The following is a 24335-nucleotide window of genomic DNA, read 5'->3' as shown; positions in this document are numbered from 1 at the left end:
TCAGGCAGCGGGCCGGTTCTGGCGCATCGGCAACTCGATGCGAAAGGTCGTGCCCACCCCCGGTTCGCTGCGTACCGAAATGTCGCCACCGTGCTTTTTCACAATGCCGTAGGACAGGGACAGGCCAAGCCCGGTGCCCTGGCCGACGGGTTTGGTGGTGAAGAACGGATCGAAGATTTTCTGCAGGATCTCCGGCGCAATCCCCGCGCCGGTATCCGCGACTTCCACCCACGCCGTGTCTTGTTGTTGCCCGGTGCGCAAGGTGATGGTGCCGCGTTCGGAGCCCATGGCCTGCGCCGCATTGACCACCAGATTCATGATCACCTGATTGATTTGCGACGGCAGGCATTCGATGTCCGGCAGGGGCTGGTACTCCTTGATCAGGTCGGCCTTGTACTTGAGTTCACTGGCGACAATGTTCAGGGTCGACTCGATGCCTTGTTGCAGATTGGCCCACTGCCATTGCTGCTGGCTATCGACCCGGGAGAAATCCTTCAGGTCCTTGACGATCTGCCCGACCCGGCCAATGCCTTCCTTGGATTCGCGGATCAGCACCGGAATGTCTTCGAGGAGAAAATCCAGATCGGCGTCTTTGCGCAATTGCTCAAGCCGCGCCACCGATTCGCTGTCTGGTATTGGCCCAAGCGTCTGCCAGGCATCGAGTACGCTGAGCAATTGTTTGAAGTAGCCGTCGAGGGTGCCGAGGTTGGAGGAGATGAAGCCGATCGGGTTGTTGATTTCATGGGCCACGCCCGCCGCCATTTGCCCGAGTGAGGCGAGTTTTTCCGACTGTACCAGCTGACTTTCCAGTTGCTTGCGCTCATCGATTTCCCGTTGCAGGTCTTCGCTGGCCTGCTTGAACTGGGCGGTGCGCTGATCGACCAGATGTTCCAGGTGATGCATTTGCAATGACGCGCGTTCGGTCATCTGCCACTTGGTCAGCAGGGTGTTGGCCATCTGCTGCACTTCGATGTTGTCGAACGGCTTCTTCAGAATCAGCAAGCGGTCATGCGCCTGCAGACGCTCCAGCAGTTCATCCCAGGAATAATCCGAGTAGGCGGTGCAGACCACCACTTGCAACTGTGGATCCTGCTGCCACAGATGCTCGATGGTTTTCGCGCCGTCCCAGCCGTCGGGCATGCGCATGTCGACAAAGGCCAGCGCATAGGGGCGTTGTTCCGCCAAGGCCTGATTCAGCTTGCCCAGACCTTCCTCGCCGCCATAGGCCGAGTCCAGCTCGAACGGCGGACGTTCGGCGCGCACCTGAGCGCCGAACAGTGCTGCTTCCATCTCGTCCAGTTCCACCGACTGCGCCGCCGGCGGCGCGAGAATCTTGCGAAAGTCTTCATGGATCGACGGCATGTCGTCGATCAGCAGAATGCGGCGGTTCGACAGCTCGCTCATGCGCTCTCCGTGACGCTGATCAGGGGGATCTGCAAGGTGAACAATGCACCCTGGCCCGGGCCGTCGCTGTGCGCGGTGAGGTGGCCGTTCATCTCGATGGCGGCCAGGGCGCAGCTGTGCAGACCGAAACCGTGGCCTTCCTTGCGGGTGGTAAAACCGTGGGCAAAGATCCGCGTCATGTTTTCCGCGGCGATGCCTTCGCCGTCGTCCTTGACGCTGATTTCAAGGAAGTTGTCATCGACAATTTTGACCGCCAGGGTCATGGTGCGTGGGCGGTTGCTGAGGTCGGACATGGCGTATTTAGCGTTGCTGATGAGGTTGATCAGGATCAGCAGCAAACGGTGTTTGTCGCCCATCACCTGCGGCACGTCAGCGTACTCCCGGACCACCGTGACGTGGTGCCGGGTGAGTGCCCCGGCGTTCATGCGCAACGCGTCTTCGAGCAATTCGTTGATGAACAGCGGTTCGGTCATGCTGTTGGCGCCGGCATAGGATTGCTGGGTGGCGACGATGTCTTTGATGTGGTCGACGCTTTTGTTCATCTGGTTCAACTCGTCGAGCATTTCCTGCTGTTCCTGGGTAATGGCGACCACCAACTGGTTGAGGTAGCCGGGGAGCAATTTGCCCTTGGCGTCTTCGCTGAGGAACACGCCGAGGTCATCCGGGTGTTCGTTGATCAGTTGCATGGCCTTGCCCAGGCCTTGGGCCTTGCTGTTGCGCAGCTTGCGCGTGATCAGGTCGCTGGAAATGTTCACGCTATTGAGCACGTTGCCGACGTTGTGCAGCACATTGGTGGCGATTTCCGCCATGCCGGCCTGACGTGCCGCATCGAGCAGTTCGCTCTGGGCGTCCCGCAGTTCCCGGGTGCGTTCTTCGACTCTTTGTTCCAGTGCATCGTTGGCGGTTTGCAGGGCGTTATTGACCCGGTTGATCTCGGCGAAACTACCGATCAAACGGATGGCCAGCCACACCAGCGACAACACCAGCAAGACCGAAAACAACAGCAGGTAGAAGTGGTACTGCCGGTCGACCTGATCGGCGCGCTGCTGATCGCGATCGAGCATGGTGGTGATGTTGTCGAGGCTGTCGGCCACGGGGATGTTTTCGATGCTTTCGAGCAACTGATTGACCACAGGCTGCTCGCGCGCAATCAGCGAAATATGGCTGCTCATGATTCTGATCGGGGCCTGAAACTCGAGCGGCAGGCGTTGTGCATTGACCTTCAGTTTGTTCAGGCCGACCTCGATGTCGGCGGCCCGGTCGTCGGAGGTGACCTGGGCGAATTCGAGGGCGCTGAGCAGCAGGTCGTAGGTGTCGGTGGTGATGTTTTGCAGCTGCAATTTATCGAAGTCCGACAGGCTGGCCAGTTGCTGTTGGATGTCGTCTTCAGCGGTGGGCAAAAAAGCCAGGGAGTTGCGTAACAGCGCGTTGTGCGATTTGAACTGTTCGACCAGACGGGTCTTTTCCTGCATCGCCTGCAGGAAGCTTTCGTGAGCATCGTTCCATTGCGTCGAGTCGTTGCGCCCATGCCCGGACTCGATCTCGTCGAAGCGCGCCCAGAGCCGGTTCATCTCATTCATCGGTGACACCAGCGGATCGTAGTTGTGGGTCAGCGCCACCCTGGCCTTGAGGATCTCGTTCTCCCACTGCGAATTCTGCTGTTTGATCTGCCGGATCAGATCCCGCGATTCGGTGTACGTCATGCTCTGGTCAGAGCTCGACTTGAAGTACAGGAACAGCAGGATCGAGGCCAGCGCCAGGGCCACCAGGGTCAGCAACAACAGGCTGCGTCGCCGCGAAATGTTGATCATGGCTGGACTTCCCGTTGGCCGGTCAGGGTTGTGAGAAACAGCATGATCAGCCGTTTATCCTCAGCGCTTGGCATGCGCCCCAACTGATACTGGAACATCACATCCACAGCGCGTTCGAGGGTGGGCGCCGAGCCGTCGTGAAAGTATGGCGCGGTGATCGCGACATTGCGCAGGCTCGGCACCTTGAACACCGCCCGGTCTGCTTCGTCGGCGGTGACGTTGAAGCGGCCTTGGTCGGCCACGGTCGGGTTGCCACGATCGGCAATGTAATCGCCGAACACGCCGAATTTCTGGAACATGTTGCCACCGATGTTGACCCCCTGATGGCAGGCAATGCAGCCGTACTCCTTGAAGCGCTGGTAACCGTACTTTTCCTCCAGGGTGAGGATGTCGGTATTGCCCTGCAGGTATTGATCGAAGCGTGAATTGGGCGTCAGCAAGGTGCGTTCGAAACTGGCCAGCGCTTGCTGGACGTTGGCCTGGGTTACGCCGTCCGGGTAGGTGGCGGCGAAATCGCGACGGTAATCGGGGTCGTTGCCGATGCGTTCGATTACGGTGCGCCAGTCGCTGCCCATTTCATGGGGGCTGGTGATGACGACGTTGCTTTGTTCCTCCAGCGTTTTAACGCGGCCATCCCAGAACTGGCGGAAGTTGAGGGCTGCGTTGAACACGGTCGGTGTGTTGACGGCCACCGGTTTACCGTCGAAGCCCAGTGACAAGGCGCGGCTGTCGGCACCGTTCTTGTCGAGTTGATGGCAGCTGGCGCAGGACAGCGTGTTGTTGATCGACAAACGTGGCTCGTGGAATAGCCGTCGACCGAGTTCCACGCGCCGGGGATCCTGCTGCGGCACCGCGGGCAACGGTTTGAGCGGCTCGTCCAGCGGCTCGGCACTGGCGCCGATACAGACTCCGTACAGCAGCAACGCGACGGCGTGATGGAAAAGGCTCATCGGCATTTGTCTCCCTGACTCAAGGCCGGTTTCACAGTGATCATTCAATCGTCCAGGGCGCGGGTTGCGTACCGGCCAGCAACCGCGCAAATGCGTCTGCGGGTAGGGCTTCGCTGAAAAAGTAGCCCTGGCCTTCTTCGCAGTGATGGGCCTTGAGAAAGGCCAGTTGCTCAGCGGTTTCGATGCCTTCGGCGATGACGTCCAGTTCCAGACTCTTGCCCAGGTTGATGATGGCGCTCACCAGCGCGGCATCGTTGCGGTCGTTGCACAGGTTGCGAATGAACGATTGGTCGATCTTCAGCACATCGATGGGAAATCGCCTCAAGTAGCTCAGGCTGGAATAGCCGGTGCCGAAGTCATCAATGGCCAGACGCGTGCCCAGCGTTTTCAGGCGATTGAGCGCCGTCATCGTCGCCTCGACGTTTTGCATCAGCACGCCTTCGGTGATTTCCAGCTCCAGCCATTCGGGGGCCAGACCTGTCTGTTCCAGGACGCGCTCGATACCAGCGACGAAGTCACGCTGGCGAAAATCGATGGGTGAAGTGTTGACCGACATGCGGATCGGCGGCAGTCCGGCCAGTTGCCAGGCACGGGTCTGACGACAAGCTTCAGCCAGCACCCATTTGCTCAACGGCACGATGAGGCCGCTGTCCTCGGCCACCGGTATGAAGTCCGACGGATAGACCCAGCCATGCCCGGGTTTCTGCCAGCGCAGCAGTGCTTCGGCACCCACCACTTTGGCACTGCGCAGGTCGACTTTCGGCTGATAGTGCAGGACGAATTCATGCGCCTGCAGGGCGCGGCGAATGCCCGACTCGATGCTGTGCTGCTCCCGGGCGTGCTGGTTCATGGCTTCGATGAAAAAGCCGATGTTGTCAGGCCCCTGCTCCTTGACGTTGCGCATCGCGGTCTCGGCTTTCTTGATCAGCTCGGTGGCTTCGAGGCCGTCTTCGGGGTAGACGCTGATGCCGACGCTGGCGGTGACGCTGACGTCGTGGCCGGCAATCGTCTGCGGCAGGCGAATGGCGGCGAGGAGTTTTTCCGCGATGCCGTGGGTTTGCTGAGGGTGGTTGATGTCGCCGAGGATCACCACGAACTCATCGGAACCGTAGCGAAACACCGAGTCCGAATCGCGCACGCAGGACAACAGTTGTCGGGCGACCCGTTTGAGCATCTCGTCACCCGCCGGATGGCCCAGCGCATTGTTGATGCGCTTGAAGCGATCCAGACCGAGAAACATCACCACCAATTGTTTGTCATGCCGTCGGCACACGGCCATGGCCTGACTCAGGCGATCACCGAGCAAGGTGCTGTTGGGCAGCTCCGTGAGGCTGTCGTATTGCAGCAGGTGCGAGACCTTGAGCAGTTCGTGCACCCGCGCCTCGATGGTCCGCTCAAGGCTGAGCATCTTCAGCGCCGCGTCCTGCGCCAGTTGCCATTTCCAGGTCAGGGCATTGGCCATCTGACGGATTTCCAGACTGTCGAACGGCTTTTTCAAGATCAGCAACTGATCGCCGAACTCCAGCCGTTCGGCCATCGCTTCCCAGCTGTAGTCGCTGTACGCCGTGCACAAGGCGATTTGCAGGTTCGGGTCGACACGCCACAGTTGCTCGATGGTTTCCAGGCCATCCCAGCCGGGCGGCATGCGCATGTCGATAAAGGCGAGGGCGTAGGGATTGCCACTGGCCAGTGCGCGATTGACCAGTGCCAGCGCTTCCTGGCCTTGATAGGCGGAGTCGAGCTGGAAGCTCAGGTGCGGCGTCTGCTGGCTGCCGAACAGCGTCTGCTCCAGTTGCTGCAAATCGACGGCGTCCGCCACCTGCGGGGCGAGGATCTTGCGAAAGTCATCGTGGATCGCCGGCGTGTCATCGATGATCAGGATGCGCCGGTTGGTCTGCGGAAAAGGCGTTTTCATGCCTCGTCCTCCTTTGGCGCCAGACGGCAACTGTCCTTGAGCAAATGCCCGGCTTGTTCGGCGCTGACCGCTGCGCTGAAATACATGCCCCGGGCGCTGGGCAGCGGGGGCGCGGTGGGGGGCGTGCACGGTTGATCCGACGATGGCTGGCCTTCGGCAATGATGTCGATGTCCAGATCGCGGGCGAAGTTGACGATCGCGCGCAGGGCGTTGGCACTGGCGACATCGTGGGCGGCACTGTCGACGAAACTCTGCGCCAGTTTGAGGTGATTGACCCGGTAGGTTTTCAGGTAGTCGAACGAGGAGTATTCGGTGCCGAAATCATCGATGGCGATGCTCACGCCCAGTTCACGCAGGCGCGGCAACGCGTCGTTGTGCGTCCACTTGGTCTGGGCCAGTGTGGCCTCGGTGACATCGAAACGCAGGTCCCAAGGGGCGAGTTCCCAACGGGCGGTGGTGCGCAGCACGTTGTAGATCAGCTCGGGGCCGCTCTTGAGTTGGGCCAGCGAAAGTTTGATCGCCATTACGGGCGGCGCGACGCCTTCGTTACGCCACAGATGCATCTGGTGGCAGGCGTGATCCAGCACCCAACGCCCGAGCGGAATGATTGCGCCGGTTTTCTCTGCAATCGGCACGAAGTCGCAGGCCTGCAGCAGGCCGCGACGAGGATGCTGCCAGAGGACTTGTACCTCCATGCCGAGAATCCTGCCGCTGTGCAGATCGACCTCCGGCGCATAGCGCAGCATCAGCTCATTGCCCTCGAGGGCGGTCATCAATTCGCTGACCAGAGTCATGCGTTCGGCCACTTCCCGAGAGATTTCCTCGGAGTGGAAGTGGTACTGGTTGCGGCCCATTTCCTTGGCGCGGTACAGCGCCATGTCGGCTTGCCCGAGCAGCGCGTCGGCATCGAGGCTGAGGTCGCTGTAACTGCTGATGCCGATGCTCACCGAAATATGCAGCGCATTACCGGCCAGGTGGTAGGGCGCCAGCAGCGTGTCGCGAATCTTGGCGGCCATCGCGGCCGATTGGGTCGGGTCGCTGACGTCCAGTTGCAGGATCGCGAATTCGTCGCCGCCCAGGCGCGCCACTACGTCACTTTCGCGGACACCGGACTTGATGCGCCGGGCGACTTCCTGCAACAGCAGATCGCCCACCGGGTGGCCGAAGGTGTCATTGATCCGCTTGAAATGGTCGAGGTCCAGGTAGAACACCGCGAACGGCATGGCGCCTCGTCGTGCGGCGGCGAACGCTTGATGCAGGCGCTCGATCAGCGTGGCGCGATTGGCCAGCCCCGTGAGGCCATCGGAGCGGGCGAGCAAGGCCAGTTTGTCCTCGGCCAGGCGGCGCTCGGTGATGTCGAGGATGATGCCTTCGACTTCCAGCAGACGGCCGTCATCATCGCGCACCGGAATGTAGCGGTTCTCCACCCAGCGCCAGGTGCCCTGGCCGGTGCGCATGCGGAACTCGATGGACGCGCCCGACGCATGCCGATCCAGCACCCGGGCCATGGCCGCATCGACGTTCGCCTGATCGTCCGGATGAATCAGTGCCTGCGCCCAGTCGGGCGAACCCACCAGGTCGGCGGCGACATGGCCGTAACGGGTGATGTTGTGGGAGATGTACATCAGCGCAAACGAGGGTTCGCCGCGCAGACGGTAAAGAATCGTCGGGCTGTTCTGCACGATCACATTGGCGTCGGACAGCTCCCGGGTGCGTTCCTGCACCGCAGCTTCTAGCAGGCTCATCTTCAGTTCGGCGTCTTCGGTCATCTGCCATTTGACTGTGAGGGCGCTGGCCATCTGGCGGATCTCGATGGCGTCGAAGGGCTTTTTCAAAATCAGCAAGCGGTCGTTCAGTGCCAGACGCCGGTCGATGTCTTCCCAGGAATAATCGGAATAGGCCGTGCACAGCGCAACTTGCAGCTTGGGGTCGACTTGCCACAGCCGTTCAATGGTCTCCAGGCCATCCCAGCCCGGTGGCATGCGCATGTCGATGAAGGCCATGGCGTAGGGGCGGTTTTCTGCCAGCGCGGCCTCAAGTTTTTCCAGGGCTTCGCGGCCCTGAAACGCCGAATCCAGTTCGAAATGTTGGGTTTGCGGTGCGGACGGCGTGCCGAACAGCAGGCTCTCGGTTTCGCCCAAACCATCGACACCGGGGATGACCGGGCTGAGAATCTTGGCGAAATCGCCATGGATCGCTGGGCTGTCGTCAACGATCAGCACGCGGCGATTGATGTGCACGGTTGGCGCTGTCATGCCGCGCCACCCGTGGGGAGGCATGCTGTGGTGATCCGGGGCATCCTTTTCCCTCGCCATTTGCCTGTTTGTATCAGCCGATGGAGTCTTGCGCTGTCTTCAGCATAGTCGGCTCCCCGGCACTGCGCTTTCGGCCCCGGACAAAGATCGGCGTGAATGCCGGCCAAAATCATCTAGCCTTGGACTCAGGCGCGGACCGGCGCAGTGTTGGCTCGGTGCGTCGTAATTTCCCTGTTTGCTTGAGGCCATGCCATGGAAGAGCCATCCGCGCCGCTGCCGGCGCATCGACCCACAGTGCTGCTGGTCGATGACGAGGAGTCGATCCTCAACAGCCTGCGCCGCCTGTTACGCGGCCAACCCTACGATCTTCTGTTGGCCACCAGCGGCGCTCAGGCGCTGGAGATCCTCGCGCAGCAGACGGTGAACCTGGTGATGAGCGATGCGCGGATGCCGGGCATGGACGGTGCTTCGTTGCTGGCGCATGTCCGTGAACGTTTTCCGGCGACGGCGCGGATCATGCTCACCGGCTATGCCGACCCGGCGGCGATCATCAAAGCCATCAATGACGGGCAGATTCACCGGTACATCAGCAAGCCGTGGAATGACGAAGAGCTGTTGCTGATTCTGCGCCAGTCCCTCGAACACCAGCATTCCGAGCAGGAGCGCCAACGGCTGGAGCGCTTGACCCGAGTGCAGAACGATCAGCTCAAACTGCTTAACAGCACTTTGGAAAAGCATGTCGCAGCGCGCACCGCCGAACTGCAGCAGACCGCCGACATGCTTGATCTGGCGTACGAAGAGCTCAAGCACAGCTACGTTACCGGCACCGAAGTGTTCTCGCTGCTGGCCAATTTGCGCTTGCCACCTGCCAAACAGACCAACCGGCAGATCATCGAACTGGTGCGCAGCTACTGCAAACAGCATGGGCTGGACGAGGCCACCAGCCGTGATCTGACCATGGCTGCGGCGCTGTACAACATTGGCAAACTGAGCTGGACCGACGCGATGATGACCACGCCCTCGGATCTGCTGCGCCATACCGAACGCGAGCGTTATCGCAGCTATCCGAAGCAGAGCGAATCGTTGCTCATGACCCTGGACCCGATGAAGGATGCGGCGCGTCTGATCCTGCATCATCAGGAGCGTTGGGACGGCAGCGGCTTTCCCGACCGGCTCAAGGGCGAGGGCATTCCGTTCGGCTCACGCTTGCTGAAACTGGCGGTGGATTTCGTCGAGTTGCAGCGCGGTCTGATCCTTGAGCGGCAGATGAACAGCGATGAAGCGCTGCTGTACCTGCGCCAGTACGCCGGACGTTTGTACGATCCCGATCTGGTCGAGGATTTCATTCAGGTGTGTGCCGCGTTCCTCAGCGACGTAACGCTGGCCGATCCGTCGGTCAAGGTGCTGTCCACTCGGGATCTGGCGGCGGGAATGATTCTGGCGCGCAACCTCAATGCCGATAACGGCATGCTGCTGCTCAATGCCGGCAAGGTGCTCAGCGCGCTGTTGGTGGAAAAGCTGATTGCGTTTGAAGCCATGGAGGGCGGCAAGTACACGATTTTCGTCAAGGTGCCGGAGGAGGTTGAAGCCACGCTCAAGGCGCAGGGGGAATGATCGGTGAGGTGACGTCATTGGGCCGGGCATGGGATCCTTGCGGTTTTTCCAGGCCGGTGGCTGATCCATGACTTGTGCATCCGTTGTCTCTGCAAACCTCATTCGTATAGCCGCCGCGCTGTTGCTCAATCCCGCAGGCCAGACTCTGTTGGTGCGCAAGCGCGGCACTACGGCGTTCATGCAACCGGGCGGCAAGATCGAGGCGCACGAGTTGCCGGTGCACGCGCTGGCCCGCGAGCTGGAAGAAGAGCTGGGCTTGCAGATCGATCCGGCGCAGGCGGCTTTTCTCGGCCAGTTCTCGGCGCCTGCGGCCAACGAGCCGGGGTGTGTCGTGCAGGCCGAGATCTTTCAACTGACGATCGAGGCCGACGTCACGCCGGCGGCGGAAATCGAAGAAGTGATCTGGGTCGATCCGGCCACTGATCCTGCTGTGGTTCTGGCGCCATTGACACGTGACCTGATCCTGCCGTTTTATCGCAAGTCGCTGAACGCAATCGCCTGATCATCCACGCAAAGGACTTTGCCATGATCCCGCTTCAAGACTTGCTGATCTTCGCCGCTGCCGCATTGCTGATGGTGCTGACGCCGGGGCCGAACATGATCTATCTGATTTCGCGTTCGATCTGTCAGGGACGCAAGGCCGGGGTCACGTCGTTGCTCGGTGTGGTCAGTGGATTCTTTGTGCATATGTTCGCCGCGGCGGCGGGATTGACTGCGGTGTTTCTGGCAGTGCCGATGGCCTATGAAGTGCTGAAGTGGGCCGGTGCGCTGTACCTGCTGTGGCTGGCCTGGCAAGCAGTGAAACCCGGTGCGCGCTCACCGTTCGAGGCGCAGCAATTGCCGCCGGACTCGTCGCGAAAGCTGATCACCATGGGCTTTCTCACCAGTGCGCTGAACCCGAAAATCGCCGTGTTCTACCTCTCGGTGTTTCCGCAGTTCATCTCCCCTGAACACGGCTCGGTGTTCACCCAAAGCATCATTCTCGGCCTGACCCAGATCAGCGTCAGTTTCTGCGTCAATTTGCTGATCGCGCTGTTCGCGGCGGGCATCGCTTCGTGGTTTGTGCGTAACCCGACGTGGCTGGCGCTGCAGCGTTATTTCATGGGCTTCGTCCTCGGCGGCCTCGCTGTGCGGCTGATGCTTGAGCAACGCAGGACGGCGTGAACATGTGGATCGAACGGCTGGACGCCAGTCATGCCCTGGCTTACCGCGAACTGATGCTCGAAGCCTATGACCGCCATCCGCAGGCGTTCACTTCCAGTGTTCGCGAACGCGCGGTGATGCCATTGAGCTGGTGGGAAGGGCGCCTGACCAGCAAGCTCGATGTGGTGCTTGGCGCGTTTGAAGCTGGCACGTTGGCCGGCATCGTCGGCCTGGCCCTCGAACCGCGCGAGAAGGCCCGCCACAAGGCCACGTTGTTCGGCATGTACGTCTCGGCGGATTTTCGCCAGCACGGTCTGGGCCATGAACTGGTACAGGCGGCCATTACCGAAGCGCAAAACCACCCGGCACTTAAACTGCTCCAGCTTACCGTTACCGCCGGCAATGACGCCGCGTTCAATCTCTACAAGCGCTGCGGCTTTATCCAGTTCGGCCTCGAACCGCTGGCGGTGCGGGTGAACGAAGATTATTTCGACAAGATCCACATGTGGCGTCAACTCTGATATTGCGCTGATCCCTGTGGGAGCGAGCCTGCTCGCGAAGGCAATCTGACAGTCACTATTTGTGTGTCTGATACATCGCTTTCGCGAGCAGGCTCGCTCCCACAAGTGACTCAGCGAACCGCGCTGACACCGTCCAGGGTCGAGAACGACGTGTCCTTCGCCGTCAGCAGAAAATCCCGCATGTACGGTGCATCGAGCATGTCGGTGCGAATCGCCGCATACAACGTTGCGAACAAACCTTTTTCCCCCAGCCGTTTACCCTTCACGTAACCGCGCGAGCTGTATTCGTGCAGCGCCCAGTGCGGCATGCCGCAAACACCACGACCACTGGCGACCAGTTGCATCATCATCACCGTCAGTTCCGAAGTGCGCACCTGCGCCGGCTCGATGTCGGCCGGTTCCAGGAAGCGTGTGAAGATGTCGAGACGGTCGCGTTCCACCGGGTAGGTGATCAGCGTTTCCGTCAGCAAGTCTTCGGGGACGATGTACGGCTTGCTCGCCAGCGCATGCTGATTGGCCACGGCAAGCATGGCTTCGTAGGTGAACAGCGGTACATAGGTGATGCCGGCGATTTCCAGTGGATCGGAAGTCACCACCAGATCCAGATCGCCACGCGCCAGCGCCGGCAGCGGTGCGAAGGCGAAACCCGAAGCGAGATCGAGTTCGACTTCCGGCCAGGCATCGCGGAACTGGTCGATGGTCGGCATCAGCCACTGAAAGCAGCTGTGGCATTCGATGGCCATGTGCAAACGCCCGGCCGTACCACCGGCGAGACGGCCGATATCCCGCTCGGCGGCGCGCAACAGCGGCAGGGTTGCGTCAGCCAGTTGCAGCAAGCGCAAACCGGCGCTGGTGAACCGGACCGGTTTGGTCTTGCGCACGAACAACGCCATGCCCAGGCGTTCCTCAAGCTCCTTGAACTGGTGGGACAGCGCCGACTGCGTCAGGTGCAAACGGTCGGCGGCATCGACCAGGCTGTCGGCTTCACGCAAGGCGTGCAGGGTTTTCAGGTGACGGATTTCAAGCACCGAAGGCTCCATGAGGAAAACTTGTGATAAGCGCAAAGAGGATGAGTTTGTCTCATGATGATAGCGCTGTCGACATCGACGCGTTCTTTTACGGCAGAACTGCCGAGTGACGGCTCGGCAGTTCTTCATATGACTACAGTGTCTTATGCTCAGAGTCCCTCGAAATGCCGCAGGACAATGGACTGTGCAGTGATTCTGGAATCAAGCAGGGTCGGGTCGTCAGCGTGAGTCAGCTTGCGATGCGCCGGCAGTTTCAGGTGGGCTCTTTCGAATTGGCGCAAGGGTCGGGTCGCCGAACGGTAATGGAAATGCACGTACCAGAGTAATTGCGCGGGCTCCTGTGTGAGGTTCCAGACCTCATATTCCTGCAGGTAGTTGGGGCGCCCCTGATGATCAGCCAGTTTTTGGATCGCAAGGGGTTTGCGGATCTCCACCGCGTTCTGTCCGATGAGGTCATCAAGCATGCCGTCGGTGGGCTTTTGACTGGTCATCGAGCGTTGGGTGCGCAAGGCGCGACCTTCGACGATCAGCTCGGCGGCCTGATCGCGCAATTGCTGGATGATCGGTTGCTCTGCCGACTTGGCAGCGATACCGTCGGCACGGGTGGTGAGTTCACTCGCCTGACTGTCAAGCATGTGTTGCAGGTCGACGGGCAGCATGCCGCGATTGGCGTTGCTCTGCACCGTGGCGCGGTAAGTGGCCACGTTCTCCAGACGTTGCTGTGCCTCAGTTACCAGGGTGGCCAGACTCAGCTCGGCGGGGGAGGGAACTGCCAGGTTTTGCGGGTTGGTCAGGCGCACGACGCCATCGGCGCCATGTTCCCAGATTTCTTCATAGCCTCTAATCCCGGTACTTCTGTATTGACGGGCGTTGGTCAGGTTATCCCATTGCTCCACGCCATGGCGCAATTGGTTGTCATCCGTGATGAACACGCGCTGCAGGGGTTGCCCCGCGACCCTCGGCTCGGGTGGCCTGTTGATAGCGGCACGCGCTCGATCCGCCAGGCGATCAACGCCTTCCAGCAAGGGCTCGACTACGCCCAGATGAAAGAATTGCGGATAGCTGGCGGTCCATACCGCCATCTCGCGCCGATACTCGACGCAAGCGTCGATGCTTTCCTGAAGAATGCGATTACGTTGGGCGGTCGTGTTCTGCATGTTCGGCAAGTCGTACTGGCGGTACAGATGCAGATCGATTCTGTTGCGCAGGGGCTCTGCCATCGTCACAAAATAGCGCCACGAGGCATCGTCGGGGCTGCCGGCTTTTCTGACGATTTCCAAGCGTTGGGAGGTTTTCAGGTACAGCAGGATGGGTTCACTGTGACGGCTGTTAATGTTATCGACCAGCGCCGACATTTCCGGCCGGTCTTTAGCCAGCATGCGATCATACCAGTGATGGACCTGGTCCCTGAGTTCGCCCAACTGATCGAGCTGATTGACGATCTCGACACGAAACCTGTGTATGTCTTCAATGTGTTTCAAACGTTCAGCCACAGCATCACCCGGCAGCGCATTGTGTAGCTGCTTCAATCGGTTGATTGCTCGTGTTGTGCCATGAATTTTATGCGACAGGTGGAAGGCGCGTCGCTGGTAACGATCAGTCAACAGCCATGCGGTCTTGCCTCGCATTTGGGCGACAGTCCTGTGTTTTCTGCCTTGGGTCAACGCAGTCAACTCGGTCAACGCCTCATAACGTTGCCTGGCCAGTTGGATATCGCCAATGCATGCGGCTTCGGCCGTTGGCAACATGGTCAGGCGTTGCGCTTCCGTGGCTTCGGCGTAGGCATTGATCACCTGGTCACTTTTCGCTCCCCTGAGTTGCAATTGGCGGCCCAAATTGTTTGCGGTGGCGGCCAGTTGATGGTGGCGGCGGAAGTTTCGATCTACCAGCCAGCGCGGCAGGTGTTGCCGAATCACCGACGGCCAGTAAGGGTCGAGTGTATCGACCAGGCGCCCGCCGACATTGCCACCCCCCACCACGCCACCTTCAAGGGCTGTGCCATAGACGCCAAACCAGGTGTCCCATTGCCCGCTTTCATCCAGTGCGATCGGCTGCTTGTAGGTTTTTCGCGAGTTGCCGGACAGACGCCAGCTGCGCGAATCCCGGCTCAGCTCTACTTGGTAGACGCGGCCCTGACGCTCGATGAAGTCGCCGTCGGCAAGCCGGTAGATCCCGCGGTAGAGGCCGTGGCTGGCCGGTTCTGTGCCACCCAGGGAAATCGGCTTTTCATAGTCGTAATCCTTGAAGCGCGCCAGCACATGTCGGGCGTGGCGCTGCGACTTGACCTGCAGTGTCGCCACATCGCGCACCACCGCGTGCAGCTGACGCGCCCGTGTCAACGCGCGGGTCGTCCGGGAGGGCGTCGAGGCCGCGGCTTCACCCGGGAGCAGATCCATGAAGGCGTCGATCAGCGACAGCAGCATTGACTCGATTTCAACCAGACCGTCAGCCACGTCACCACGCAAGAACGCGGCGGCTGCCTGATTGGCAGCGGTCCAGGCCTGATAGAGGGCCAGCACACTGCCGATGAAGGGCACCATGCCCAAGGCCATTTTGATGTAGTTGAAGGCGCGCGGGCCTTTCAGGGCGTAGCGCTCGAAGAACAGTTCATCGTTGGAGCGCGACGTGCCGCGATGGGCCTCGATCAAGCGTCCCATGTGCGCATCGAGCAGGTGTGCGGCCAGCGAGGTACTGGCCGGCCAGCGCACTCCGACTTCGATGATCGCATCGAAGTTTTTTTCCACGGCCTGACCGATTCGGTTGACATGGGCCCTGACGTTACCTTGCAACGTTCTGTGCGCCAGGTACTCGATCCACTTGTCACTTGCGCACAAGGTGAACAGTCCTTTGCGCGCCGCTTCGAGCGTGTCGTAGCGGCGCAAGAACTGTCCGTCGTGGCTGTCCGGCAGGTACAGCAGAGTGACGCCGCTGATCTGCTCTTCGATGAAGCTGACGCCGGACAGGGTCACCGGGCCTTCGCCGGGGGTGTCCTTGCCGCCGACTTTCAGCGACACCGGCAACAGCACAAGACGCTTGCCGCTGGCTTGCCACGCCTGTGGGGTGTCGGCGTCGATGGCGATGTTCAGCAGCGCCGCTTCATCAGCGCTGAGGTGTTTTTGCAGGCGTGCATTTTCGCTCTGTATTTTCAGCATCAGGCGCCACGGCTCGATCAGGCTTTCCCGGCGATGTTGTTTGACGAATGCTGACTCGCTGGCGGCGCCCTGGAAGGCGTCACGGATCTTCTGCTCATAGGCTTTGGGCAGGTCCAGCTCCGGCAGAACCTTGCGCAGATAGGTCAGGTTGATGCCGTTGAGCAGGCGCGTCCGATCCTTTTTATGCGTCGCGGTGATTTCCAGACGCAAGAAGATCAAGCGTTGTGACAGCGAGTCATTGAGCACCGATTGCACGTTATCGATATTGAGCTGGGCCAGGTCCTCCAGTGACATTTTGCTGCGTGCTTTGCTGGGCACAATGGTCGTGATCTTTCTGACGCCACCCGGCCCCGACTCCGGGACCTGTTCGGTTTTGGTCGAGTCGGGCAGTTCGACTTGTATGGAAAAGTCGCCCTCAAGGGAAAAGTCCCTGCGCAATCGGGCGTGCAGATGGCGGCGGGTGAAGTCATCACGAGGTTCCAGGGCGAGGGTCATGAGGGCGTGGCTTTGACGCATCGCCGCGACGTACGCCTCGATGTTCTGTTTCAGCGCGCTACGCTCGTTTTCCTTGAGTTTGACCAGCCAGCCCGGCAGGTTGCCGGCGAGGGTGCCGCTGCGTTGCTGTTCCTGCAGATGAGTGAAAGCCAGGTGTCTGGCGGCGTGCAGCGGAACCTGAAGATTGGCCAGGCAGCCCTGGCGCAGAACCTCCAGCGCGTCAGCCTGTTCGGGTTTGCCGCGCAGGGGTGTGGCTTTCGCTTCGAAGTCGCTCACCAGCGCGTTGAGGCAATAAAGCAACGGGTCGGTGGTGATCGGACTCAGTTGCAGGGCCAGGTCGTTGTCGTCGTCGAGAATCCTGAACACCTCGCGCGCCAGTGTCCGGCGATCGGCAAAGCGTTGCAGGCCACCGCCATTGCCCGGCCAGTAGAGCATCAGACTGGAAGTGTCCGAGAGTGCCGCCTGGCGTCCGATGACGAGTGCGCCCTTGAGCACTTCGCTTTGCGTTGTCGTGACCCCGTCCTTGGTTTCGCTCAGTGACAAGGTCAGGCTGGCCGCCGTGATATCCGTGTCACGCTCGGCCGCGACGGGGGTGTCCAGCACGGCCTTGAGCAGATCGTGTTCGGCGCTGTCAAGTTGGCCAAGGTTTGCTTGCAGTCTGCCTTCGGCATACAGGCCGTCCCGGTGTGCCTGACGCAGGGCACTGAGGGCGGTGTTGAAGGTATTCGCGTCGAGGGCCGTTTCGCGGTAAAGCAGGGTTGTGGCAGCGGTCGCGCCAGTTTGTTCGGCGGCTTCCAGCGCTTTGAGGGCGTCCTGGCATTCTCGGTATCGAGAGCCGTCGCTGTCATTGGCCTGCAAGCGCTCAAGCGCCTCGCGTTGGCGTTTGAGCGCCGCGTGGCGTACCGCCAGTGGAATCCCGGCGGACAGGCTGCCGAACAGCGGTGTTTCGTCGGTCTCGACATCGCTGGCGGAGTTGAGCGGTTTTGGCGGCGCCGCCACGATGATCGCACTGCTGCGCTGATGATCAATCAGGTCGACATGTACCAGTGAGCGCGCGCCATGCGCCCTGAGCCCGGGATGGCCTTTGTTGGTATTGCTCAAGGCGTCGAGCTGCGCGTGGTGACGGTCGGCGAACAGATCGCTGGCGCCAGTGACCATCGGGTCAAGCGCTGCGCTGTAGTCAACGCGAAGGATTTCCTTGGGCAGTCCGGTGGGGATCTGTACCTCGCTGGTCAGCCACGTCTGCATGTCTGCGCGGGTGGTGAAGGCCTGGATCGATATGGCGTTTCCGGGCAGATAAAGCAAAGGCGCCGCCGTGGCCAAATTGCCGACGCTGACGACCCATGCACCGGGGAGTTTGATTTTGCTGTCGTTGCTCAGCACCAGGGCCAACTTTTCCGTGTGCACAGGTTGACCCTCGATTGTCAGCGCGCCAGCACCTGAATCAATGATCAGTTGCAGCGTTTTGAGTTGTGCCGGGGTAATCGTCTGATGGGCGAGAGCCATGTGCGCAGTGGCTTCGAAATGCTCGCGGTAAAGCTGCGTGGCGCGGCTACGTCGCGACACCGGTGTGCGCGGCGCTCGCGCGTCCCAGAATTCTGCCCAGCGAATCTCGTGGCTTTTGCGTGGGTCGAGGGCTTTGAGTTTTTCCAGGAGCTGCAGGGGCTTCAGGGTGGCTAACAGATGGCCCGCGCGGATACCGGTGAGGACACAACGCTGATCCAGATCGGTTTCCAGTGTCGGGTGTTGAACGACAAAGGCACAGGCGTCGGTGAGGCTGACGATGTGCTCCGGCTGGTCAGCGGTGGCCGCAAAGCGCAGTCCGGTCTTTTCGCCGTCTAGTTGCAGTTGTTGGCGCAGCAATTCATTGACGCTGTCGCGCAGGGCCGGGCTGGCGGCAAACAAATCGCGCAAACCCTCGCTGCTGGCGCGCCAGCGTTGGCAAGCCTGCAGCAGGAGGCTGTCATCAATCGTTTTCGGCAGCTGTTCGACGGTCTCGGGCAACGGTGACGGTGCGGGGAGCTCATCCAGAATAAGGCGCTCGAGCATGGTGGCGTGACTCGCATTGGCGGGGCGGGGAATCCGTCCCTGAGCGGGTCATTCAAGAGAAATCGCGCAAGGCGATGGCGGTACATAGATATTGTTTGCAACCACCGCCCATGACCACTCGGCACTCTTCATCAAACTGTCATCGAAGTGTGGCAGCGCGCTTGAACAAACTTCATCAGACTCGCGCTCTACTGGGGTTCTGCGTTTCGGTGTTTTTCATGGTCAAGGGTTTTGTATCGGTCGCGGCTGTTCTGGTCGCGATTTTTTTCGGATCGTCGTCTTGGGCGGCGGCGCGTTGCGACGTCAATGTGCCGACCGAGCACGTTGATCTGCAGCAGGTGAGCCTGGCTTACCAGAGCATTGGTCGCGCGTCGGATCCGGCGTTGTTGCTGGTCATGGGCTTGGGTGGACAGTTGATCCACTGGCCGGACGAAGTAGTGGTTGCGCTGTGTCAGCAGGGTTTTCGGGTGATTCGCTATGACAACCGCGACGTCGGTCTGTCGACCTGGCGGCAGGCGCCGGCTGACGCCAATCTGACCTTCGAAGTGCTGCGCTACAAGCTCGGTCTGCCGGTGGCAGCGCCTTACAGCCTGACCGACATGGCAGACGACGCGCTGGGATTGATGGACGCGTTGCACGTCGAGCAATTCCACGTGCTGGGCGCGAGCATGGGCGGGATGATTGCCCAGCACATGGCGGCGATGGCACCGCAGCGGGTCGAGAGTCTGACATTGATCATGACCACCTCGGGCGCCGAAGGTCTGCCGGCACCCAGCGCGGCGCTGGTGCAGTTGTTGTCGCGGCGCGGCGCACCGAATCGACAGGTGGCGCTGGAACAGCAGGCTGATCTGCTGGCCGCGCTGGGCAGCCCGGCGGTCACCGATGATCGCCAGGTCTTGCTGCATCAGGCTGCGCTGTCGTATGACCGCGCGTTCAATCCCGAAGGCGTGAAGCGGCAGATCATGGCGATTCTTGCCGAGCCGAGCCGGGTGGCATTGCTCAATCAGTTGCGGGTACCGACGCTGGTGGTGCATGGCACGGCGGATCCGTTGTTGCCGGTGATGCACGGGGTTCATCTGGCGGCGCATATTCGCGGCAGCCAGTTGAAACTGATTCCGGGGTTGGCGCATCGCTTTCAAGAGGCGTTCAAGGAGCCGTTGCTGGCGGCGGTGCTGCCGTATTTGCAGGCGCATCGTGAAGACACTTCGCATTGGGCGCAGATTGAGCCGGTGGTGGGCGGGAATCTGCTGTAATCGAGGTATTTGTATCGCCTGAGCGGGCCTCTTCGCGAGCAGGCTCGCTCCCACAGGGGAACGCATTCCAAGGGTGGGAGCGAGCCTGCTCGCGAAGGGGCCACTACGGTCACCAAAAAATCCGGAGCAGGTGTATCGTGCAAATTTTCCCGCACGATTTCCCCCCGCGAGGTGTGTGATGAGTTCTGCCTTGAAAATCGATTTTGTCAGCGACGTCTCCTGCCCCTGGTGTGTCATCGGTTTGCGTGGCCTGTTACAGGCACTGGAGATTCTGCGCAACGAAGTGCAGGCCGAGATCCGTTTCCAACCGTTCGAACTCAATCCGAAAATGGGCGCAGACGGGCAGAACATCGCTGAGCACATTCAAGAGAAGTACGGCTCGACCCCGGAGCAATCGCAGAAAAATCGCGAAGCCATTCGTGCCCGTGGCGCTGAACTCGGGTTTGCGTTTCGCACTGACGGCAACAGCCGTATCTACAACACTTTTGATGCGCACCGCTTGCTGCACTGGGCCGGGCTCGAAGGTGTGCAACTGTTGTTGAAAGAGGCGCTGTTCAAGGCGTATTTCAGCGATGGCGGCAATCCGTCGGATCATCGGCAACTGGTGCAGATTGCGGAAAGTGTCGGGCTCGATCGTCAGCGAGCCGAGGCGATTCTGGCGTCCGACGAGTTTGCCGATGAGGTGCGTGAAGAAGAGCAATTGTGGTTGCAGCGCGGGGTGAGTTCGGTGCCGACCGTGGTGTTCAACGGGCAATACGCGGTGACGGGTGGGCAACCGGTGGAGACGTTTGTCGGGGCGATCCGGCAGATTATGGCTGACGCCCGGGGTGGTGCCGTCAACTGAAAAGCTAAAAGCCCCTCACCCTAGCCCTCTCCCTGAGGGAGAGGGGACTGATTGGGGGATGCTGGAGTGATACGCCGACGTGAACGTGCTGTACCGAATCCATAATCGACTGGATCTTTCAGGTCGATGCAGCTTGCAAGACACCTCGGTCGGCCCCCTCTCCCGGAGGGAGAGGGCTGGGGTGAGGGTGGCTTTTGCACTTAGCTGTGCAGGCGCACCCACACAGTCACCAACACCGTGGCGGCCATCAACCAGGCCACCGCCGCCACCGCCAACGAAGCCTCCAGCCGCAACCGATCCACCATCACATACAACGTCGCCAGATACACAAAGTACGGAATGATCGACCACATGCCGAACACGATCGTGGTCTTCAAATCCTCAATCGAACGCCCCTTGCCGACGATGTAATGCGCAATCAGCGCAAACGTCGGAAACAGCGGCACCAATCCGGCGATGTAGTAGTTTTTGGTTTTCGACAGCGCCGCGATGATCAGTACTACCGCGGCGCCCAACAGGGCTTTGAAAAACAGATCCACATCGTTCTCGCTTAATGGCTCAGACCGTATTTTTTCACTTTGTCGAACAGCGTGGTCTTGGCCATGCCCAATTCCAGGCTGGCCTGAGTCAGGTTACCGCCGCTGCGTTGCAGGGCGTCGCTGAGCAGGTTGCGCTCGAAGGCTTCCACCGCTTCGGCAAACGCCAGGCCTTGGCCGCCAGCGCTGGTGCCGGACTTCTTGAACGCCGGCAAACCGAGGGCAAAACGTTCGGCGACGTTGCGCAATTCACGCACGTTGCCCGGCCAATCATGGCTCATCAGGTTCGACAGGGTCTGGTTGTCCAGCTCCGGCAGTGCGCGGTCGAAGCGCAGTGCTGATTGCTGGGTGAAGTGTTCGAACAGTTGCAGGATGTCTTCGCGGCGTTCGCGCAGTGGTGGCAGCTCCAGCGTTACCACGTTGAGGCGGTAGTACAAGTCGCTGCGGAACTCGCCAGCCTTGCTCGCTTCGTCGAGGTCGGATTTGGTTGCTGCGATCACCCGGCAATCCACGGCCACGCTCTGGTTCGAGCCGAGACGTTCGAGGGTGCGCTCCTGCAACACGCGCAGCAGTTTGATCTGCAATGGCAGCGGCATGCTTTCCACTTCGTCGAGGAACAGCGTGCCGCCGTCGGCGTGTTCGATCTTGCCGATACGGCGTTTGCCGGCACCGGTAAAGGCGTTGGCCTCGTGGCCGAAAATCTCGCTTTCGAAAAGGTTTTCCGGCAGACCGCCGCAGTTCAACGCGACGAATTGCTTGCTGTGGCGACGACTGAAATCGTGCAGGCAGCGGGCGACCAGTTCCTTACCGGTGCCGGTCTCGCCTTCGATCAGCACGTTGGCCGAAGTGTCGGCGACGTTGGCAATCAGTTCGCGCAGGTTCTGCATCGCCGGCGAGCGGCCAATGATCCGCCCTTCAAGGGAGTCGCGCTCGGCCAGTTGCCGGCGCAGCGATGAGACTTCGCGGGCGAGGCTGCGTTGCTCCAGTGCCCGCCGTGCGACGTCGACCAGACGCTCCGGCGAGAACGGTTTTTCCATGAAGTCATAGGCGCCTTTCTGCATCGCGTCGACGGCCATGGAAATGTCGCCGTGGCCGGTGATCAACACCACCGGCAGGCTGCGATCACGTTGCTTGAGGCGGGTCAGCAGTTCGAGGCCATCGATGCCCGGCAGGCGAATGTCGCTGATGACGATGCCGGCAAAGTTGTCGCCGACGCGCTCCAGCGCTTCTTCTGCACTGCCGACGCCGACACAGGGAATGTCTTCGAGGGTCAGCGCCTGTTGGCAGCCGAGCAGCACATGGGGGTCGTCTTCGACGATCAGCACACTAAGGTCGTGGTTCATATTGGCTCGGCAGGAGTAGGGCTTACCAACGGTAAACTGAGGACGAAGGTGGTGCCACCGCTGGCCGGGTGTTCGACACCCAGATGCCCGCCGGTGGCGGCGGCGAGGCTGGCGGAAAGGGTCAGGCCAAGGCCCAGGCCTTGTTCGCCGGGTTTGGTGGTGAAGAACGGTTCGAACAGATGCTTGCGCGCTTCAGCGTCGATGCCGTGACCGTTGTCACGTACACGCAGGCGATATTTGGCGTTGAATTCTTCACCCTCCAGCCACAGCTCGGGCAGGGGTTGCGCCTGCATGGCGTCGAGGGCATTGCCGATCAGGTTGACCAGAATCTGTTCGAGGCGGGTCTGGTCGATCTGCACCTGGACATCGATGAACTGGCGGTGAATGTTGACCGCCGAACTCTCCAGGCGTGCACCGAGCAATTGCAGCGCGGCCTCCACGGCTTTGCCGAGGCTGGCCTGGCCCTGGTTGTCACCGCGCCGGGCGAACGAACGCAGGCTGGCGGTGATCCGGCCCATGCGGTCGATCAGCTCGTTGATGGTTTTCAGATTGGTGCTGGCGACATCCAGTTGGCCCCGTTCGAGGAAGCGCACGGTGTTGCCCGACAGCGTACGCATCGCCGCCAGCGGCTGATTCAATTCGTGAGCGATGCTGGTCGACATCTGACCGATGGCGGCGAGCTTGCCAGCCTGCACCAGTTCATCCTGCGCACGGCGCAACGTCTCTTCGGCCTGACGCCGTTCGCGGATCTGGCTCTTCAGGCGCTCGTTGCTGGCGCGCAGATCAGTGGTGCGTTCGGTAATCCGACGCTCCAGTTGATTGTTGGCTTCCTGCAAGGCTTCGCGGGCGGCGAGACGGGTGGCGATGACCTTGCGTCGCTCGTTCCAGGCGATCAACAGGAATGCCACCAGCGCAAACGCGACGGCGACCAGAATCCCTTGGTTGATGGCTTCGCGGCGCAGGTCCTGCAACGGCGTGAGCAGGGTGAAGTTCCACGGTGTGTCGCTCAGTGGCCGGGTCTGTGCCAGATAGCTGATGTCGTCATCGTCGGAGCGCACTTCGCTGTTGGCGGGGAAGGTCAGTTTTTCCACGCCTTCGGCCAGGGTTTCCCGGGCCAGCGGTTGCAGTTCGTTGAGCGGGAACCAGTAGTACTGCAGGCTGCGGGCGAGTTTTTCTTTGATTTCGTCGGTGAGCGGGATCACTGACTTGAGGCGTCGAGCCGGATCGCTGGAGAGAATGATGATGCCGTTCTCATCGCTGACAAAGGCTTCTAGACGGGCGCGTTGCCAGCGTTCTTCCATGGCTTCCAGGCGCACTTTGACCACGGCGACGCCGATGATCTTGCCATGCTCTTCGAGGCCGTGGGCGAGGTAATAGCCGGGCTCACCGTTGGTGCTGCCGATGCCGTAGAAACGCCCCGACTCGCCGCGTACGGCTTTCTGGAAATAGGCGCGGAAGGACAGGTCTTCACCGAGATAACTGTCGACATCGCGCCAGTTGCTGGTGGCCATGACACGGCCGGTGGTGTCCATCACGTAGATGGCCCGACTGCGACTGCGCCGGTTCAGGCCTTCAAGGTAATCGTTGACCGTTCGCCGGTGTTCCGGGGTCGGGTCGGCCAGCAACTGCGACACACTGGTTTCGAGTTCCAACAGGCTGGGCAGGTAGGTGTATTTGCTGATTTCGCTTTCGACGGCGCGGGCGTTCAGTTCGAGCTGACGCTGGCCGTTTTCGCCGAGGCTGCGAATGCCGAAATGCTCACTGGTCCAGAAGCCGGCGTAACCCAACCCGATCATCAGGACGATGACCAGTGGCGGCAGGAACAGATGACGAATCAGACGAGGCTTCACGGCAAGTGATGGCGGCGCGGCGCGATAGAGATTGGGGTCGCATTTCATCACAGTTGCCTTGGGTCAACCACCACACTTGTTGCAAGGGCAGCGCCGGCCCTTGTGGGAGCGAGCCTGCTCGCGAAAACGGACTGACATTCAACATCCAGGCTGAATGTAATGGCCTCTTCGC

The 24335-nt window shown here is 60.7% G+C and carries 16 protein-coding genes; 6 read left to right on the top strand and 10 right to left on the bottom strand.

All coding sequences use genetic code 11. The annotated features are described in order from the left end of the window. From LOY43_RS22740 to LOY43_RS22720, 5 genes are read right to left on the bottom strand one after another with little or no spacing between them, the layout of a single operon-like run. On the bottom strand, positions 1-1404 hold the full coding sequence (locus LOY43_RS22740) for an ATP-binding protein (RefSeq protein ID WP_258708761.1): 1404 nt from the start codon (positions 1402-1404) through the stop codon (positions 1-3). Next, on the bottom strand, positions 1401-3215 hold the full coding sequence (locus LOY43_RS22735; protein ID WP_258708760.1) for a DAHL domain-containing protein: 1815 nt from the start codon (positions 3213-3215) through the stop codon (positions 1401-1403). Before LOY43_RS22735 ends, LOY43_RS22740 begins: the two co-directional genes overlap by 4 nt. Continuing rightward, a complete protein-coding gene (locus LOY43_RS22730) occupies positions 3212-4165 on the bottom strand; it encodes a cytochrome-c peroxidase (protein ID WP_258708759.1) in 954 nt (317 codons plus the stop codon). Before LOY43_RS22730 ends, LOY43_RS22735 begins: the two co-directional genes overlap by 4 nt. 40 nt (positions 4166-4205) lie before the next feature. After that, positions 4206-6080 carry a bifunctional diguanylate cyclase/phosphodiesterase gene (locus LOY43_RS22725; RefSeq protein ID WP_258708758.1) on the bottom strand — a complete coding sequence of 625 codons (1875 nt, stop codon included), beginning with the start codon at positions 6078-6080 and terminating at the stop codon, positions 4206-4208. Further along, on the bottom strand, positions 6077-8335 hold the full coding sequence (locus tag LOY43_RS22720; protein WP_176471309.1) for an EAL domain-containing protein: 2259 nt from the start codon (positions 8333-8335) through the stop codon (positions 6077-6079). The genes LOY43_RS22725 and LOY43_RS22720 overlap by 4 nt, the downstream gene beginning before the upstream one ends. A gap of 252 nt (positions 8336-8587) precedes the next feature. Here LOY43_RS22720 and LOY43_RS22715 point away from each other — a divergent pair, with 252 nt between their 5' ends. The 4 genes from LOY43_RS22715 to LOY43_RS22700 all read left to right on the top strand — a co-directional run bounded on the left by LOY43_RS22715 (position 8588) and on the right by LOY43_RS22700 (position 11613). Further along, a complete protein-coding gene (locus LOY43_RS22715; protein ID WP_258708757.1) occupies positions 8588-9949 on the top strand; it encodes an HD domain-containing phosphohydrolase in 1362 nt (453 codons plus the stop codon). A 67-nt stretch (positions 9950-10016) separates the two neighbouring features. After that, positions 10017-10451, top strand: coding sequence for an NUDIX domain-containing protein (locus tag LOY43_RS22710; protein WP_095048304.1), 435 nt, complete (start codon positions 10017-10019; stop codon positions 10449-10451). 23 nt (positions 10452-10474) lie between these two features. Further along, on the top strand, positions 10475-11113 hold the full coding sequence (locus LOY43_RS22705) for a LysE family translocator (RefSeq protein WP_093430595.1): 639 nt from the start codon (positions 10475-10477) through the stop codon (positions 11111-11113). Between the two features lie 2 nt (positions 11114-11115). Beyond that, positions 11116-11613, top strand: a complete 498-nt coding sequence (locus tag LOY43_RS22700; RefSeq protein ID WP_258708756.1) for a GNAT family N-acetyltransferase — start codon at positions 11116-11118, stop codon at positions 11611-11613. Between the two features lie 110 nt (positions 11614-11723). Here the strand turns inward: LOY43_RS22700 and metR are convergent, their stop codons facing one another. After that, on the bottom strand, positions 11724-12641 hold the full coding sequence (gene metR / locus LOY43_RS22695; protein WP_007916739.1) for a transcriptional regulator MetR: 918 nt from the start codon (positions 12639-12641) through the stop codon (positions 11724-11726). Between the two features lie 149 nt (positions 12642-12790). Next, positions 12791-18337, bottom strand: a complete 5547-nt coding sequence (locus LOY43_RS22690; protein WP_258708755.1) for a dermonecrotic toxin domain-containing protein — start codon at positions 18335-18337, stop codon at positions 12791-12793. Positions 18338-18555: 218 nt separating this feature from the next. Between LOY43_RS22690 and LOY43_RS22685 the strand changes: the two genes are divergently transcribed. Both LOY43_RS22685 and LOY43_RS22680 read left to right on the top strand, forming a co-directional pair. Then, positions 18556-19590, top strand: a complete 1035-nt coding sequence (locus LOY43_RS22685) for an alpha/beta fold hydrolase (protein WP_095048301.1) — start codon at positions 18556-18558, stop codon at positions 19588-19590. Positions 19591-19768: 178 nt separating this feature from the next. Continuing rightward, complete coding sequence (locus tag LOY43_RS22680) at positions 19769-20434, top strand: DsbA family oxidoreductase (RefSeq protein ID WP_220556933.1); 666 nt, start codon at positions 19769-19771, stop codon at positions 20432-20434. Positions 20435-20634: 200 nt separating this feature from the next. On the opposite strand, the gene LOY43_RS22675 is transcribed toward LOY43_RS22680, so the two are convergent. Genes LOY43_RS22675 through LOY43_RS22665 form a run of 3 tightly spaced genes read right to left on the bottom strand, consistent with a single transcriptional unit; the run spans position 20635 to position 24211 of the window. Then, complete coding sequence (locus tag LOY43_RS22675) at positions 20635-20973, bottom strand: GlpM family protein (protein ID WP_007916734.1); 339 nt, start codon at positions 20971-20973, stop codon at positions 20635-20637. An 11-nt stretch (positions 20974-20984) separates the two neighbouring features. Beyond that, on the bottom strand, positions 20985-22313 hold the full coding sequence (locus LOY43_RS22670; protein ID WP_258708754.1) for a sigma-54 dependent transcriptional regulator: 1329 nt from the start codon (positions 22311-22313) through the stop codon (positions 20985-20987). Continuing rightward, entirely contained in the window at positions 22310-24211 is a 1902-nt protein-coding gene (locus tag LOY43_RS22665; RefSeq protein ID WP_258708753.1) for a sensor histidine kinase, read from the bottom strand. Before LOY43_RS22665 ends, LOY43_RS22670 begins: the two co-directional genes overlap by 4 nt. Between the last annotated feature and the right edge of the window lie 124 nt (positions 24212-24335).

Origin of the sequence: Pseudomonas sp. B21-041, assembly GCF_024748675.1 — a bacterium.
Classification (GTDB): domain Bacteria; phylum Pseudomonadota; class Gammaproteobacteria; order Pseudomonadales; family Pseudomonadaceae; genus Aquipseudomonas; species Aquipseudomonas neuropathica.
The sequence above is the reverse complement of the archived record's forward strand: the minus strand, read 5'-3'. Positions and strand labels throughout refer to the sequence as shown.

What these genes read in the sequence shown, in the direction of transcription:
- LOY43_RS22685 (WP_095048301.1), top strand. Translation starts at nt 18,556, where the DNA reads ATGGTCAAGGGTTTTGTATCGGTCGCGGCTGTTCTGGTCGCGATTTTT.
- LOY43_RS22700 (WP_258708756.1), top strand. Translation starts at nt 11,116, where the DNA reads ATGTGGATCGAACGGCTGGACGCCAGTCATGCCCTGGCTTACCGCGAA.
- LOY43_RS22670 (WP_258708754.1), bottom strand. Translation starts at nt 22,313, where the DNA reads ATGAACCACGACCTTAGTGTGCTGATCGTCGAAGACGACCCCCATGTG.
- LOY43_RS22710 (WP_095048304.1), top strand. Translation starts at nt 10,017, where the DNA reads ATGACTTGTGCATCCGTTGTCTCTGCAAACCTCATTCGTATAGCCGCC.
- LOY43_RS22740 (WP_258708761.1), bottom strand. Translation starts at nt 1,404, where the DNA reads ATGAGCGAGCTGTCGAACCGCCGCATTCTGCTGATCGACGACATGCCG.
- LOY43_RS22705 (WP_093430595.1), top strand. Translation starts at nt 10,475, where the DNA reads ATGATCCCGCTTCAAGACTTGCTGATCTTCGCCGCTGCCGCATTGCTG.
- LOY43_RS22730 (WP_258708759.1), bottom strand. Translation starts at nt 4,165, where the DNA reads ATGAGCCTTTTCCATCACGCCGTCGCGTTGCTGCTGTACGGAGTCTGT.
- LOY43_RS22735 (WP_258708760.1), bottom strand. Translation starts at nt 3,215, where the DNA reads ATGATCAACATTTCGCGGCGACGCAGCCTGTTGTTGCTGACCCTGGTG.
- LOY43_RS22680 (WP_220556933.1), top strand. Translation starts at nt 19,769, where the DNA reads ATGAGTTCTGCCTTGAAAATCGATTTTGTCAGCGACGTCTCCTGCCCC.
- LOY43_RS22690 (WP_258708755.1), bottom strand. Translation starts at nt 18,337, where the DNA reads ATGCTCGAGCGCCTTATTCTGGATGAGCTCCCCGCACCGTCACCGTTG.
- LOY43_RS22715 (WP_258708757.1), top strand. Translation starts at nt 8,588, where the DNA reads ATGGAAGAGCCATCCGCGCCGCTGCCGGCGCATCGACCCACAGTGCTG.
- LOY43_RS22720 (WP_176471309.1), bottom strand. Translation starts at nt 8,335, where the DNA reads ATGACAGCGCCAACCGTGCACATCAATCGCCGCGTGCTGATCGTTGAC.
- LOY43_RS22665 (WP_258708753.1), bottom strand. Translation starts at nt 24,211, where the DNA reads ATGAAATGCGACCCCAATCTCTATCGCGCCGCGCCGCCATCACTTGCC.
- LOY43_RS22725 (WP_258708758.1), bottom strand. Translation starts at nt 6,080, where the DNA reads ATGAAAACGCCTTTTCCGCAGACCAACCGGCGCATCCTGATCATCGAT.